The sequence below is a fragment of the Actinophytocola sp. genome (assembly GCF_035712165.1).
GTDB lineage: Bacteria > Actinomycetota > Actinomycetes > Mycobacteriales > Pseudonocardiaceae > DASYTH01.
In genome coordinates this window covers 1-15,248 of the sequence record NZ_DASTBH010000002.1, presented here as the reverse complement: position 1 = coordinate 15,248, position 15,248 = coordinate 1, and the positions used below count along the sequence as shown (strand labels likewise).

At 67.9% G+C, this 15,248-nt stretch carries 11 protein-coding genes; 9 read left to right on the top strand and 2 right to left on the bottom strand.

From position 1 onward, the window contains the following. The first annotated feature begins 38 nt into the window (after nt 1-38). The 9 genes from VFO68_RS00125 to VFO68_RS00085 all read left to right on the top strand — a co-directional run bounded on the left by VFO68_RS00125 (nt 39) and on the right by VFO68_RS00085 (nt 11,305). Nucleotides 39-1,208, top strand: coding sequence for an FAD-dependent oxidoreductase (locus VFO68_RS00125; RefSeq protein ID WP_325156026.1), 1,170 nt, complete (start codon nt 39-41; stop codon nt 1,206-1,208). Next, nucleotides 1,205-2,464 carry an ATP-grasp domain-containing protein gene (locus VFO68_RS00120; RefSeq protein ID WP_325156025.1) on the top strand — a complete coding sequence of 420 codons (1,260 nt, stop codon included), beginning with the start codon at nt 1,205-1,207 and terminating at the stop codon, nt 2,462-2,464. Before VFO68_RS00125 ends, VFO68_RS00120 begins: the two co-directional genes overlap by 4 nt. Beyond that, on the top strand, nt 2,461-3,351 hold the full coding sequence (gene ddaH / locus VFO68_RS00115; protein ID WP_325156024.1) for a dimethylargininase: 891 nt from the start codon (nt 2,461-2,463) through the stop codon (nt 3,349-3,351). Before VFO68_RS00120 ends, ddaH begins: the two co-directional genes overlap by 4 nt. Continuing rightward, nucleotides 3,348-4,382, top strand: coding sequence for a TauD/TfdA family dioxygenase (locus tag VFO68_RS00110; protein WP_325156023.1), 1,035 nt, complete (start codon nt 3,348-3,350; stop codon nt 4,380-4,382). Before ddaH ends, VFO68_RS00110 begins: the two co-directional genes overlap by 4 nt. 125 nt (nt 4,383-4,507) lie before the next feature. Next, nucleotides 4,508-5,338 (top strand): isocitrate lyase/phosphoenolpyruvate mutase family protein, encoded by an 831-nt coding sequence (locus VFO68_RS00105; RefSeq protein ID WP_325156022.1) that lies wholly within the window; start codon nt 4,508-4,510, stop codon nt 5,336-5,338. Nucleotides 5,339-5,465: 127 nt separating this feature from the next. Next, the gene (locus tag VFO68_RS00100; RefSeq protein WP_325156021.1) at nt 5,466-6,890 is read left to right on the top strand and encodes an FAD-binding oxidoreductase; all 1,425 of its coding nucleotides are present in this window, start codon (nt 5,466-5,468) and stop codon (nt 6,888-6,890) included. A gap of 49 nt (nt 6,891-6,939) precedes the next feature. Beyond that, nucleotides 6,940-8,160 (top strand): MFS transporter, encoded by a 1,221-nt coding sequence (locus tag VFO68_RS00095; RefSeq protein ID WP_325156020.1) that lies wholly within the window; start codon nt 6,940-6,942, stop codon nt 8,158-8,160. Beyond that, the gene (locus tag VFO68_RS00090; RefSeq protein ID WP_325156019.1) at nt 8,150-9,784 is read left to right on the top strand and encodes a DUF885 domain-containing protein; all 1,635 of its coding nucleotides are present in this window, start codon (nt 8,150-8,152) and stop codon (nt 9,782-9,784) included. Before VFO68_RS00095 ends, VFO68_RS00090 begins: the two co-directional genes overlap by 11 nt. A gap of 333 nt (nt 9,785-10,117) precedes the next feature. Continuing rightward, nucleotides 10,118-11,305, top strand: a complete 1,188-nt coding sequence (locus tag VFO68_RS00085; protein ID WP_325156018.1) for an NB-ARC domain-containing protein — start codon at nt 10,118-10,120, stop codon at nt 11,303-11,305. Nucleotides 11,306-11,512: 207 nt separating this feature from the next. Here the strand turns inward: VFO68_RS00085 and VFO68_RS00080 are convergent, their stop codons facing one another. Both VFO68_RS00080 and VFO68_RS00075 read right to left on the bottom strand, forming a co-directional pair. Next, nucleotides 11,513-12,586: a DUF4241 domain-containing protein gene (locus VFO68_RS00080; protein ID WP_325156017.1), complete on the bottom strand. Its 1,074-nt coding sequence runs from the start codon at nt 12,584-12,586 to the stop codon at nt 11,513-11,515. A gap of 360 nt (nt 12,587-12,946) precedes the next feature. After that, nucleotides 12,947-14,461, bottom strand: coding sequence for a B12-binding domain-containing radical SAM protein (locus VFO68_RS00075; protein WP_325156016.1), 1,515 nt, complete (start codon nt 14,459-14,461; stop codon nt 12,947-12,949). Between the last annotated feature and the right edge of the window lie 787 nt (nt 14,462-15,248).

Below are 15,248 nucleotides of genomic sequence, written 5' to 3'. Positions count from 1 at the left end.
GACGCAGGAGATCCAGTGGGGTGCGCCCGGAGGAGGCCATGCGAATCGCTATCGTCGGCGGCGGTGTCATCGCGCTGCTGAGCGCCGTCAACTGTGTGTCGGCCGGCCACGATGTGGTGCTGGTCGACCAGGCCGACATTCCCTTCTCCGGCGCCACATCCTTCGACCGGCACCGCGTCATCCATGCGCTGCACCCGGATCCGGTGGTGGCCGCCGCGGCCATGCGCGCGCACCTGCGCTGGATCGATCTGCAGGATCGGCTGTCCACCAGGTTCTACGAGCAGATCGGCGCGCTGACCGCCGTAGCCGACCGGGAACTGCCGGACACCATGGCGATGCTGGCCGGCGTCGGGGCTCCGGCCAGCATCCTGCCCCCGGACGAGCTCACGGCCCGCTTCCCGCATGTGGTGTTCCCACCTGGCACCAGCGGCGTGCTCGAACCGCACACCGGTGTGCTGCTGGCCGACCGAGTGTTGGCGGCCTGTGTCGGCTGGCTGCGCTGGAGTGCTCGGGCACGGCTGCACCCGCACCGCAGGGCGGTCTGGATCGACACGGACAACGCCACCGTCCAGCTGGCCGGCGGCGAGCTGGTGCGCGCGGATGCGGTGCTGCTCGCGGTCGGCCCGTGGTCTCGAGCGCTGCTGCCCCCCGACCTTGCCGGCGAGCTCGTACTGCACCGGCAGAGCATGATCTACTGCGATGTTCCGCCATCGGATGCACGGCGGTGGTCGGCGACGCCGGTGCTGCGCGCGCTCGGCCCGACCGGCGGGGGATGGTTGGTGCCGCCGGTGGCCACGGCCCCGCTCAAGCTCAGCGACCCGAGTGCGGGCCGGGTGGTGTCCGAGGTCGGCGACAACACCACGCCGCCGCACTGGCGCGACCGTCTCCTCGGCTCGTTCGCCGAGGTGGTTCCGGCACTGCGCGCCGAATGGCTGATCGACACGCGGGACTGCTACTACCTGACCCGGGCGGCCACCGGAGGCTCGATGCTTGCCGTGCTCGGCGAGCGGGTCGTGTCCTACGCCGCCTGCGGGGGCGCGTCGTTCAAGTTCGCGCCGCTGATCGCCGAATGTCTCGTCGGCCACCTGACCGGTGCCGACCTCGAGCCGACCGGACTCGACCCCCTCGATCACCCGACCGTCTGGGTGGCGCCGGACATCCCGACAGGCCACCGCCAAGCCCGATCCGTCAGTGAGGTGTTGCCGTGAAGCTGCTCGGCGTGGAAGCCAGCCAGAACTCCTACTACTACCAGTCCCGGTACCGGCAGGTTGCCGACCAGGGTGCGGACCTGTACGTGCTCAACGGCATCGGCACCGACGACCTCTGGCCGGCCGACCGGTACCGGCGCGCGGGCAGCAAGCACGTCGACGACCTGATCCAGCACGCGGCGGCCTGGCACGCCGAGCAGCACTTCGACGGTGTGTTGACCTTCTCCGAGTCCGCCGTGGTCGCGGTGGCCGCCGTCGCCGCCGCGCTCGGTCTGCCGGGCATCGGCGTCGACGCGGCCCGTACCAGTCGTAACAAGCTGCTGATGCGGCAGGCGCACGAGCGCGGCGGGGTGGCACATCCGCGGTTCCGTTTCGTGACCGGGCTCGAGCAGGCTCTGCGGGCCGCCGCGGAGTTCGGCTACCCGGTGATCATCAAGCCGACCCTCGGCGCCGCCAGCAACTTCGTGTTCCGAGTGGACGGCCCGGACCAGCTGCGCGACCGGTACCGGCAGGCGGCGGCCGGCATCGATCAGATGATGTGGTACGACATGGAAGCCGACGGGTTGGACCTGGGCCCGCACGGCTTGCTCGTCGAGTCCTTTCTGGATGGTCACGAGCATCTCATCGAGGCGCTGGCCTGGGACGGCGAGACCTACCTCGGCTCCATTGTGGACAGGGTCACGATGGAAGGTGACACCTTCGACGACGACGTGCATCACGCACCGACCGCGCTGACGCCCGACCAGGTCGCCGAGGTGCACGCGGTGGTCGCGGCCGGGGTGCGGGCGCAGGGCCTGACCAGGAGCGCCCTGCACGCGGAGGTGCGCTTCCACCGCGGCCGGCCGTTCCTACTGGAGATCGCGGCCCGGCCCGGCGGCGGCGGCCTGGACCACATGGCCCGGCTCTCCGCGGGCTACGACCCGATCCGGGCGGTGCTGGACGTGGCCCGCGGGGTGCGCCCGGACGTGCACCACTTCCGCCCGACCACGGTGCACACCGCGGCGATGTGCCTGCTCTGCGCTCCGGGCACGGTCGAGTCCGTTGGCGTGCCGCCCGAAGTGACCAACGCGGACGGGCTGTTCTTTCTCAAGATCATGGCTCAGCCCGGCGACGTCATCCGGCGGCCGCCGGACGGGAACAACATCCTCGGCGGCCTTGGGGCGGTGGGCACGTCCTTCGACGACGCCATGCGTACCGCGACCGACCTGGCCGGCAAGATCGAGGTCCGGTTGGCCGACCGGCGACGAACCCGATGACATTCAACGACAGCGTGGAGGACAGCGTGCGGCGTGCGGCCACCCAGCGGCACTATCTCATGGTCAGACCGACTCATTTCGACGTCCAGTACTCGATCAATCCCTGGATGGATCCGAGGAAACCCACCTTCAGCGATCTCGCCGTCACACAGTGGGAGTGGCTGCGCGATCTCTACCTCGATCTCGGTCACCGGGTCGAACTGCTCGAGCCGCGGGCCGGCCTGCCGGACATGGTGTTCGCGGCCAATGGCGCGACGGTGCTCGCCGGCCGGGTGCTCGTCGCCCGGTTCCGGCACGCGCAGCGTCGCCCGGAGTCCCTGGCCTATCTGGACCACTTCACCGAGCGGGGCTTCGGCCAGGTCCGGCAGGCCCAGGTCCGGCAAGCCCAGGTCCGGCAAGCACGGTGGACCAACGAGGGCCAGGGCGACTACCTGTACACCGGGTCCCGGCTGCTGGCCGGAACGGGATTCCGCACCGATGCCCGGTCCCATGCGGAGTCCGAGGAGTTCTTCGGCGTCCCGGTGACCGGGCTGACCCTGGTCGACCCACGCTTCTACCACCTGGACACCGCACTGGCCGTGCTGGACCACGAGACGATCATGTACTTCCCCCCGGCGTTCTCCACGGAAAGCCGCGGGCTGCTGCGGAAGCTCTACCCCGATGCCATCACCGCGTCCGAAGCCGACGCGGTGGCCTTCGGCCTCAACGCCGTGTCCGACGGCAGACACGTGGTGCTCCCCCAGTCTGCCACCGGCCTGATCGCCCGGCTACGCGAGCGCGGTTTCGAGGCGATCGGCGCGGACCTGACCGAGTTACGCAAGGCCGGCGGCAGCGTCAAGTGCTGCACCTTGGAACTGCATGCCGAACAGGAGACACCGTCATCATGATCAGCAATCAGGGCACCATCGCCCGCCGGCCGCGGATCGCCACCGAGACCTTCGGCGAGGTCGTGCTTGGCGACGCCGTGCGCGACGCGCTCGGCAGCGTGCTGAGGCCGTTCCCGAACCCGGTTCTCGACATCGACCGGTCGCTGGCCCGGCTCCACGCGATCTTCGCCCAACTGCCGGTCGAACAGTTGCAGACGATCCTGGACTTCGGCCGGCATGTCGACACGCCGGGCGTGCTGCTGGTCCGCAACCTGCCGGTGGATCCGGAGCTTCCGGAGACACCGGTGGACGGCGAGCCGAGCACGAGCAAGCGGACGTTCGTCGCCGAGGCCGTGCTGCTCGGCCTGAGCCAACTGCTCGGCGAGCCGGTCGGCATCACCACCGAAAAGAGCGGCCGCCTGGTGCACGACGTGGTTCCGGTGCCCGCGGGCGCGACCACCCAGACCAACCAGAGCTCGACCGTGTTTCTCAATTTCCACAACGACATCGTGTATGACGAGACCGGCCGCTACGACGTGTCCAACCCCGATTTCCTGGTGCTGCACTGCCTTCGCCAGGATGGCGACAAGAGTGCGGTCACCTATTACGCCGACGCCCGCGATATCACGCGCCGCTTGCCCCCACACGTCGTCGGGACGCTGCGCTCGCTCCTCTTCAGGCTGAACGCGCCGGGTAGTTATGTACGCGATGTGGCCAATGGGACCGAGGTGTTGTCCTCCCCGGTCGCGGTCATTTCCGGTCCGGTGGACTCGCCGGAGATCGCCGTTTCGGCGAACGGCGTGCGCGGGCTCACCCCCGAAGCCGAGCAGGCGCTGCGCGATCTGCAGGGCGCCTGCCGGGAGGTCGGCCACCAGGTCAAGCTCACGCCGGGTACCGCCCTGCTGATCAACAACCGCAAGGGACTGCATGCCCGGTCGCAGTTCTTCGCCCGGCACGACGGCCGGGACCGCTGGCTGCAGCGCACCTACCTTCGGCGCAGCCTCTGGACCATTCGCTATCGCGGTTCCTCGGTTGACCGCCGCGTGCACTGAGCCTCGCCTGGCAGCTTTGCGACATCATGGTTGCCGCCGGCTCGGCAATCGACCCCGCACGGCCGGTTGGCGCTATTGTTCGGTCCACTGGGTGAGTCTCAAACAATTAAGCGAGGAACGACGTGGTGAACGAGGTTCAGCGGGCAAAGGCGAGCACCCTGCGCGCGCTGCATGATGGTCCGGCTCTGGTGCTGCCGAACGCGTGGGACGCGGGCAGCGCGGTGTTGATCGCGCAGGCCGGAGCGAAGGCCATCGCCACCACCAGCGGCGGGATCTCCTGGGCCCTGGGTTACTCGGACGGACAGAACCTGACCCGAGCCGACATGGTCGAATCGGTCCGGCGCATCGCCGACGCGGTTCAGGTTCCGGTCACCGCCGACGTCGAGGGCGGGTACGGTCCCGCGCCCGAGGACATCGCCGCGACCGTCGAAGCGATCATCGGCGCCGGTGCGGTCGGGGTGAACCTGGAGGACTCCCGGGCGCCCGGCGGGCCGCTGTTCGAGGTCGCCGAGCAGGCCGAGCGGCTGCGTGCCGGCCGCACCGCCGCGGAGCGCGCCGGACTGCCCGGCCTGGTGATCAACGCGCGGACCGATGTCTTCCTGTTCCAGATCGGCGAGCCGGGCGGACGGTTCGACGACGTGGTCGCGCGGGCCGCGGCGTACGCGGAGGCCGGCGCCGACTGCCTGTTCGTGCCCGGCCTCGTCGACCTGGCCGAGCTGGAGCGGCTGGTGCGGGCGGTTTCCTTGCCGGTCAACGTTATGGCTGGACCTGGCGCGCCGAACGTCGCCGACTTCGAAGCCAAGGGCGTGCGTCGGGTCAGCGTGGGTAGCGGGATCACGCAGGCGGCCTACACGGTGGCCCAGCGCGCGGCGACCGAGCTGCTGACGAAGGGCAGCTACGGAGAGCTCGACGGGGCGCTCGGATTCGGCGATATCGACCCGCTTTTCCGCCACTGAGCCGCAGGCCCGAGGCTCCGCGCCGGCCAGGGCGCGCGATTGATTGTCCGGCCCTGTGAATGCTGCCGGTCAACCCGCGGTTCCGTTGAAATGACGGCGACATCGACCGCGAGGAGGGCACTCGTACATGACCGCGTCGCCAGCAGCACAGCGAATCGCAGCACCCGACTGGAGTTCCCTCGACCGGGTGGTCAAGGGCAGCGTCTTCCTGCCGGGCAGCCCGGGGTTCCGCGTCAACAGCGAACTGTTCAACCGCCGCTACGCCGACCGAAGGCCGGCCGCCGTGCTGTCGGTGGCCGGCGTCGAGGACGTCCGCACGGCGATCCGGTGGGCACGTGACCACGGGGTGGACATCGTCCCGCGGTCGGGCGGCCACAGCTTCGCCGGCTTCTCGGTCAACGACGGGCTGGTCATCGACATGGGCCGGATGGGCCGGGCGTTGGCCGAGGAGTCGACCGGGCTGGTCACCGTCGGCGGAGGCACCCGGGTCGGCCAGGTCTACGACGCCGTGCGGCCCTACGAGTTCGCGTTCCCGACCGGGACCAGCCCGCTGGTCGGGGTCGCCGGCCTCGCCCTCGGCGGCGGCGGGGCGTACTCCTCCCGCAAGTTCGGCCTCACGCTCGACGCTATGGTCGAGACCACTCTGGTCACGGCCGACGGTGCCGTGCTGACCTGCAGCGAGACCGCGCACCCCGACCTGTTCTGGGCCTGCCGCGGCGGCGGTGGCGGCAACTTCGGCGTGCACGTGTCGTTCGTGTTCCAGACGCGGCCGGTGTCCGATGTGACCACGTTCGAGCTCACCTGGCGCTGGTCCGACGCCGTGCCGGCTCTTTCCGCCGTGCAACGGGTGCTGCTCACCGCGCCGGACGAGTTCTGCGTGCGTATGGGGGTGAGCACCGCCGGGACCGCGGGGGCGCAGGCCGAAGGCAACCGCCTGGTCACCGCCGTCGGCCAGTTCATCGGGACGCCCGGCGAACTTGCGCCGCTGCTCGACGAGGTGCGGGCCGCCGTGCCGCCCCGCACGGATGCGGTACAGCACCGGACGTACTGGGAGGCGAACCGGCAGCTCATGCACGCCACGTCCGGCGACAGCTTCGCCATGCGCAACAACTTCGCCAAGGAACCGGTGCCCGACGCGGCTTTCGAAGAGATCTGTGCGTGGGTCGGCCGATGGCCCGGCAGCACCAATCCCGACGGCGGTGGGATCGGAATGTTCGCCTGGGGCGGGCAAATCAACCGGGTCGCGCCGGACGCGACCGCCTTCGTACACCGCGACACGTTCTTCCTCGCCTCGATCGACACCTCGTGGACCGCGGCCGACTCCGCCGACGTCGTCGCGGCCAACCTGCGGTGGCTGCACGGTTTTCACGCGGCCATGCGGCCCTGGCTGTCCGACTCGGTGTACCAGAACTTCCCGGATCCCGACCTCGAGGACTGGGCGTGGGCCTACTACGGCGGCAACTACGAGCGCCTGGTCGAGGTGAAACGCAGGTACGACCCGGACAACGTGTTCCGCCATGAGCAGAGCATCGGCAGCGACAGATGGAGTTGACACCGTGAATGCGACGAAAGCGGAGGCGGCGCCGGGAGTCTTCGCAACCTTGAAGACCACCCCCACGCCGGTTCGCTACCTGCTCGGTGGCGTGTTCATCAACCAGATGGGCGCGTTCGTCCAGACCTTCCTCGTGCTCTACCTGACCGTGCGGGGTCTTTCGCTCGGCCAGGCCGGCGCCGCGTTGACCGTGTACAGCGCGGGCGCGGTGCTCGGCACGCTGCTCGGCGGCGAGCTCACCCACCGCCTCGGGGCTCGAACGACGATCGCGGTGGCCATGAGTGCCTCGGCGCTGATCGTCGGGTCGGTACCGTTTCTGTCCGATTCGGACCGGTTCGGGTTCCTGCTCGCCGCGGTGTTGCTTGGCGGTCTGGCCACGCAGTCCTACCGTCCCGCGGCCGCGGTGCTGCTCAGCGACCTGATGCCGGACGAGCACCGGCTGATGGCCTTTTCGATGATGCGGATCGCGATGAACATCGGTGCCGCCGTTGGCCCGTTGATCGCCGCCGGGTTGATCCTGCTCGACTGGGACTGGTTGTTCTGGTTCGACGCGATCACCGCGGGGGCCTACGCGCTGCTCGCGATCGTGTGGCTGCCGAAGACGCCGCCGCATGCGCAGGAGAGCGAGCCGACCTCCGACAGCCGGTCGGTGTACGCGACTATGTTGCGGGACGGCAGGTTCCTGCTCTTCCTGCTGTCCATGCTGATCAGTGCGGCGATCTACGTGCAGTACGTGGTCGCCCTGCCACTCAAGATCACCTCGGAGAACCATCCGGCGGCGCTCTACAGTGTGGCGCTGGCGACCTCGTCCGTCATCCTCATCCTGTGCGAGCTCAAGGTCACCACCTATGTGCGGCACTGGCCGCCCAACGTGGCCAGCGCGCTCGGCAATCTCGTGATGGGCGCCGGACTTGCGGTGTTCGGACTCTCGACCGACTCGGCGGCGCTGATCCTGATCGGCATCGTGGTGTTCGTGTCCGGCATCATGATCGGCGGACCGAGCAGCTTCGCCCACCCGGCCAGGTACCCGGCCGCGGTGAAGGCCCGCTACGTCGGTGCGGCCCAGGCCATGTTCGGACTCGGCTCCGCACTGGGACCGGTGCTTGGCGTGCTGGCGTGGGACAAGCTCGGCAACGGGATCTGGCTGTTGTGCGGCATCATCGGCGCGATCGCCGCGCTGTGCGCGCTGGTCGGCATGAACGTGCGGTTCGAGCCCGAACCCGCACCGGAGCCGGCACCGGAGGATGTGTCGGCACGCGATGTCGGATGACGTCGCCTCCTTGTCGAACCAGCTTCTCGACCTGATCGTCGAGGAGGATCCGCTCAACGACGCCATCGAGGGCTACCCGCACCATGCCGACCGGCTCGCGGACCTCGATGAGCCGGCCCAGCACGAACTACGGCGCCGGGCAACGGCGATCGCGACCCGGGCGGCAGGCGAGCGGGACGGTGCCGAGTGGGTCGACCGCGCGGTGATTTGTCAGCAGGCCGAGGCGCTGATCACCCGTATCGACGCGCGGCTGGTCGAGCACACCATGTCCGGGTACGACCATTCGGCACTCGGCCGGCTGCTCGGCGTGCTGCCGAATACCCGCCCGGCCGGTGCGGACCAGGAGCGGAACTTCTTGGCCAGGTTGGCCGCGATCCCAGAATTCCTGGCCAAGGCGGCCAGGCGGCACCGCGCGGGAATCGCCTCCGGGCGCACTCCGGTCGCCGAGCGGGCCGCCCACGCCCTTGGCCGGCTCGACGCGCAACTCGCCGGAACCGGCCGGGATCCGTTCGGCGAGGTGCCGCTGTCCCCCGCGGCGGCGGAACGTCGCGACCGGCTCTGGGTCGATGCGGTCCGGCCGGCCTTCGCCGCTTACCGCGCGGTGCTACACGATGAGATCGCTCCGCACGGCCGGCCGGCGGAGCGTCCCGGTCTCTGCTGGGTGACCGACGGCGAGCGTACCTATGCCGCCCTCGCACGGATGCACACCACCACGGCGCTCGATCCCCGTGAGTTGCACCAGCTCGGTCTGGATCATCTAGAGGCGTTGGCGGACGAATATTCGCAGATCGGCAGGCAGGTATTCGGCGTATCCAGTGCCACTTCCGTACGCGATCGGTTACGCAGCGACGCCGATCTGCGCTGGCGGGATTCGAATGAGATTCTGGAAACGGTCAAGAAATCGGTCGCGCGAGCGGAAGCAGTCGCGCCCCAATGGTTCGCCTCGGCTCCCGCGGAACCCTGTGCCGTCGTGGTCGCTCCGGAATTGGACGGGCCGCCTGGCTACTATATTCCGGCGACTCTCGACGGCTCGCGAACTGGAACCTACTTCGTCAACGTGAGTGCGCCCACCGAGCGGGCCCGCTATGTCGCCGAGGCGATCGCATTCCATGAGGGCGTACCGGGGCATCATTTCCAGTTTTCCGTTGCCCAGACCCTGTCCGAACTGCTTCCGCTGCGTCGGCTGGCCTGGATCAATGCCTACATCGAGGGGTGGGGCCTGTACGCCGAACGTCTGGCCGACGAGATGGACCTGTACTCGGGCCCGCTGGCCCGGCTGGGCATGCTCGGGCAGGACTCCCTGCGGGCGGCCCGACTCGTCGTCGACACCGGTCTGCACGCCCTGGGCTGGAGCCGGTCCCGGGCGGTCAACTACCTGCTGACCAATACCCTGCTCGGCGCCACGGAAGCGGGCGGAGAGATCGATCGCTACATCGAGTATCCCGGGCAGGCGCTTTCGTACCTGACCGGCCGACTGGAATTGCAACGCCTGCGTAAGGAATCGCAAATCGCGCTCGCTCATAATTTCGACATTCGGAACTTCCACGATCTCGTTCTGGGCACCGGCCCATTGCCGATGGACGTGCTGAATCGCGTGGTTACGAATTGGGCTCAACAGGTGTAATATTTCTCCCAATCCCCACTCGGCTGCGTGTTCATGTAGGCACGCAACGTGGCCCGTGAAGTTCGGTTGACGCGCCCGGTGACCGCGCATAGTATCGCTGCGGGGAGTCGGAAATCGTGATCATCACGAGGTTTGACGGGGGAGCACAAAATGGGGCGGCCAGAGAGACCTTTAGACGCTTCGGGGGGAGCGGTGGCGGAGTTCGCTCGTGATCTACGTAGATTGCGCGTGGACGCGGGTAGAATCACGTATCGGGAGATGGCGCGAAGTGCATTGTTTTCGCCATCGGTATTGTCTCACGCGGCAAGTGGTCACCGGCTGCCTTCGCTGGAGGTGGCCCTCGCCTTCGTGCGGGCCTGCCAAGGTGACCTGGCGGTCTGGGAGCAACGCTGGCACGACGTCGCCGGCCCCAGGCAGACCCGGCCGGTGCCGCGGCCGGCCGCCGGAGTCGCCACACCGCTGCCAAGGCCTGCGCAACTGCCGCTGCGGCCACGCGGCTCGCCGGGCCGGGCCGCCGAGTTGCGTCAACTCAACGGCGGACTTGTGGAACGGGGGGCACCGGTGCTGATCAGCGGGCCGGTGGGGGTTGGCAAGAGCGAGCTCGCGCTGCGGCACGCACATGCGATCGCCGATCAGCAGGTCGACGGTCAGCTGTATGCCGACCTCGGATCGCCGGACCTGGCCGAGCAGGGGGCCGACACCGTGCTCAGCGGGTTCCTGCAGGCACTCGGCGTCGCCGGTGAGCACCTGCCGAACAGCCCGGACCAGCGGGCCGGGCTCTACCGCTCACTTCTCGCCGAACGGCGCCTGGTTGTGTTGCTGGACAACGTGCCCAACGAGAGCACGGCCCGGACGCTGCTCGCCCCGGCGCCGCGCACCGTCACCATCATGGTCAGCCGGCGGCGGCTGCTCGGTCTGCGCGATGTTCGCCGAGTGCAGTTGGATGTGCTGTCCAGGGCCGACTCGATCGCGATGATCAGTGCGGCGGTCGACGTCGACGACCGGGACCGGGTGGCGTGCGACCGGCTCGCCGCGCTCTGTGGCGACCTTCCGCTGGCGTTGGACGTCGCCACCAGAAAGCTCGCGGCCCGACCGAACCTGGACCTGGGCGGTGCGGTGTCCCGGCTGGCCGAGCCCGGCGTGCTGCCCCGCTGGCTGCGGATCGGTGACATTTCCGTGCAGCAGGCCCTCAACTCGGTATACCAGCGGCTGAGCGGCCGGGCCACGTCGCTGCTCGGCTACCTGGCCCGGCACGCGCCGTGCGAGCACATCGTCCTCAACGCGGTGGGCGACGCGGACGAGCCGATCGAAGAGCTGGTCGAGGCCGGGATGCTGCGCCGCGGCCTGAACTCGGGAAGTTTCCGCCTGGACGCCCTCATCCGGGCGTTCGCGATCCAACGGACCGCACCGGCACCTTCGGCCGGCGGCCCGCGGGTGTTGGCCGCGCCGCCAGTCGGACCGGCCCAGCGTCCGTCGAACCGCGCCACCCGGCGCCGGGTCCGGCGCGTCAAGGGCTGCTGAGTGACACCTGGTTGGGGTCAGACAAGGAACCGGATCAACAGGCCGAGGCCAAACAAGGTCGGGGACACCAGTTGAACTCCGATTCGACGCGAGCAGGGGGTCAACCCGGCGACCACCGGTGTCGGCACGCCGCCGAAGCCCCGTTGAGTATCGGGGCCGAATCCGGTCGGCGCACTGCGACCTCGGACGCAGCGGCGCATGAGCCGATCACGTGTCCCACGGCAAGATCGCGTTGCGCAGAATGAGCAGGTCGATGACGAAGCAGGCGACCTCACCGGTCGCGGTACGGCCGAGCCAGGTCGGGTACATACCGTCACCCCAGCCAGAGGAGAAGGCGACCAACGAGCCTCCCGACTCGGGATCGGCTAGCTCTGCCGTCTTGGCGCCCCAAACAGCGCAGATCGGACTGTCCGGATCGTCGAGTGCGGTGCTGACGATGTCCGAAAGGTCGTCGCGGGCTTCGGCGTCGGCAAAGCATGCCTGGCCGGTGTCGACGATGAAATAGAAGAACTGACCGTCGGGGAGCAGCCGCGGATCCTCTCCTGGTTCGACGGCGTGTTCCCAGGACACCACCGGCTCCGTGGATACGACCAGTTTGGCCGCCGCCACGCGCACGTGGTCCGGCTCATCGACGAATCGGATCATGGCCAGCTCGACCGGGTATTCGCCGGGCGGGACCGTGGCCTCGAAACCTTGCATCCCGTAGTGCAGGAGAGAGGGGTCGGCCGCGACCAGACGACCACTGGGCGTCCGCACCGTGCCGGCGTGCACGACCTCGGTCACCACGACATCCTCCGAGGTCCGGCCGCGCAGCGTCCACTTCACGCCCGGCTGGAAGTAGGAGCCAGCTAGGTCGGGTCGCATCGGCATGGGCGGCTGCCACGGTGGCGTGGCCGACTCCTCCGTGTCCGGGTCCATCGCCACCAACGTCACGCCCGGGCCAGCCTCTTCGATCAGGTTGGACCAGTCGCCGAAGCGGGGCACCTCGCAGACCAGTCCGGCCGCGTCTACCTCCGTGTTACGCACATCGCGGCTGCCGTCGGTCAGTTCTAGGCGCTGAGCCGACCCGTCCTCGTCGTGCAGCATCCTGACCAGATCGCAGCGATCCTCGTCGAACTCCGGACACTCGTCGTCCGGGTACGTCCATTCCTCGGTGAGCCGGCGTAGCAGTCTGTCGTCGAGTTTGCGGTATTCGACCATGTGGGTTCGCCGGCCCTGTTCGTCCAGCGACCAGTAGCGGGCGAAGTGGTGCTGCCACGCGATCTCGACGACCTTGACCACCCGCTCGTTGTCCGGCGCCACAACACAGAATGCGTACTGCTCGCCGCGCTGGTCACGGTCCCGCGCCGTTCCCGTGGCCAGCCGGCCGGCAATCGCGCGGCGCTCGGCATCCCAACCCTCGCAGTACATCCACCGTAACTCCGTGTGCTCAGTCACGACGCGCACCCTACAAATTGATCAACTAATCAGATCACCCGGGGTGGTATCGCAGGTGCGCGTATGGTCGGAGTGCTGATCAGAGCGCTGCTCGCGGAGCGCTGCGGTCCGCGTTGGGCACCGCCTGATCTAGCCACTGGTACACACCAGAGTCGGCTAGCCGCCGGAAATTAGAAGCAGGACGACCAACAGAACGTTCCCAGCTCAGCTGGCCCTCTGGGCAGCCACGACGTCGGTTGGCGTGGTCCTCGGGACCGTGCTCTTCTTCGAGTTCTTGTACGAAGTTGTGTTGATCTCTTCCCATGCTCGGTGGCGGATCTCCTCCAGTTCCTCTCTCGGTATGAGGGCGCCGGTCATGTTGGCCCGGTGGATATTCATCGTGTCCGGGTCGAAGTCCTCCTTGTGGAGTCCGTCGGCGATCACCTGGTCGTAGAGCGTGGTGCCGGGCAGCGGCACCACGACGAAGAAGTGCGCCCCGTCCAGGCCGTAGGAGACGTGGTCCCGGGCGAGCTGGAGGGTCTGCTGGAGCTCCTCCATCGTCTCGTCCGGATAGCCGAGCATGTAGTGGCCGTAGATCGTGAAGCCGTACTCTTTCATCGCGACGATCAGCGATTGGATATTCGCCCTCTCGATGTTGAGCTTGTTGCTTGCGTACTTACGCATGAGCCGCAGGCTGCCCGTCTCGAACGGCAGGCTGATCTCGCTGAACCCGGCCGAGGCCAGTGCCTCCAGCACCTCGTGGTCGGGCTGCCAGCGCTTGAGCAGGTGGAGGACGTTAATGCCGTTCAGGTCGGAGATGTTGAATCCCGACCCCTGGATCTTACCCAGCAGGCGCAGCGCGCGCTTCTTGTCACCCAGCAGCGAATCGTCCTCGATGAACAGGTCCTGCACGCCGAGATCCTTGAGTACGTCGAGTTCGGCCAGCACCCGGCTATCGGACTTGACGCGGAACTTTCCGATCGGCCCGCTGAGACTGCCGACCTCCTGCTCTTTGGAGATGTGGCAGTACGAGCAGTGGAACGGGCAACCGAGCGAGGTCATCATGTTGGCGTACCGCAGAGTTTCCGACTTGCCCGTACCGATCGGTCGAGCCAGGGTCCAGTACCGCTCGTTGGGCAGCAGATCCCACGCCGGCATCGGCAACGTGTCGAGGTCCCACACCACGTCCTGTGCGCGGGGGGGCTTGACCCGGGTGACTCCGCTGGAGTCGACATATGCTATGCCGTGGATCGCCGAGTAGTCCGGCCGATGCGAGCGCCGCACCGCGTCGACGATGTCCACGATCGTGGCCTCGCCCTCCGACAGGCACACCACATCGAAGCCGGCCGCGAAGAACCGCGACATCCGTGACCGCGCGTTGACCCCGCCGGTGATGAGCACTTTGTCGGGGTAGGCCGCCCGGATCAGCCGCGCGCAGTGCAGCGCGGTCGTCTCCTGGTCGGTAAAGATCGACGAAATACCAACGATGTCGTAGTCCGCTGCCACCTGCAGGATCCGCTCGTCGCCGACCCCCGTGCGCAGGAAACCGGTCGGTAACAGCGTGGGATGAGCGAACATCTCCTCGAGCGGATCGTCGTCGTCACCGACGGAGGCATCGAAGATCCGCACGTCTACCCCGTGGTCGCGCAAGGCACCGGCCAAATTGGGGTAGGCCAGCCCCGCGTTCGGCTTGTTGGTCAGCCATTCATGTGTCTGGACCGGCGGAGAGAGCAGCAGCACACGGACATCACGAGGGACCGTCATAGACGTAGGTTGCAGGGCCTCGACTAACGTCGCATCTTTCATGTTGCGGTGCACATGCGGGCCGCCCTCTACCAGCGGCGTTCCCGGACTCCAGTCGGGTGCGAGTCAATCCCGTCCGATCGTGTGGGATTTGAACCCCCACGGTCCGCGCAAGTGCACACTACGAGTAGCGCATGCGCTGATACTACATACTACGACGTCTGGCACCGTGCCGGAGCACCGTTGCCCATGATCCCGCCAGCAATACCCTAATTGTCGTAACGCCCGACCTGCTTTATCGAGATGGACCTGGCTGGGTTTGGCGGGAAGTGAATACCACTCAGGGCCGCTACTTTGCTGACGGTCTTGATCTTCTGCGTCGTTACTCGCAGCTCGCGGTGGGTCGCGAGCGGAGTCCAGCAGGTCAGTGGCTACCTGAGGGGGCAGGGTGCGGGGCAGCGGCTCCGGCCATGCTTTCTTTGGCGGCGTCCCCCGCCGCGGACGGACCTCGGCGGGGACACTCACATCGCTGCGATAGACGAAGGCGCCGACTGGCCCGTATTGGGTCGGGGGAACGAGGGAGTGAACACTGAGTACGCGTGTCAACGACGTCGTGACCGATTCCGAGCCGGGATGGTTTCTGTCCCAGATTTGCCAACTTTGTCGAATCCAACATCGAAGAGTGGCTCCGTTGTAGCCCGACTGGTTGATTTTCGGCGAGGGACCCGATACGACATACTGGTCGGCTCGCTATGTCGACGCGAGCCCTGGGTGAGTTGCGACC

Excerpts from the sequence above, each read along its gene's own strand:
- VFO68_RS00090 (WP_325156019.1), top strand. The coding sequence starts at position 8,150 with ATGTCGGATGACGTCGCCTCCTTGTCGAACCAGCTTCTCGACCTGATC.
- VFO68_RS00100 (WP_325156021.1), top strand. The coding sequence starts at position 5,466 with ATGACCGCGTCGCCAGCAGCACAGCGAATCGCAGCACCCGACTGGAGT.
- ddaH (WP_325156024.1), top strand. The coding sequence starts at position 2,461 with ATGACATTCAACGACAGCGTGGAGGACAGCGTGCGGCGTGCGGCCACC.
- VFO68_RS00125 (WP_325156026.1), top strand. The coding sequence starts at position 39 with ATGCGAATCGCTATCGTCGGCGGCGGTGTCATCGCGCTGCTGAGCGCC.
- VFO68_RS00110 (WP_325156023.1), top strand. The coding sequence starts at position 3,348 with ATGATCAGCAATCAGGGCACCATCGCCCGCCGGCCGCGGATCGCCACC.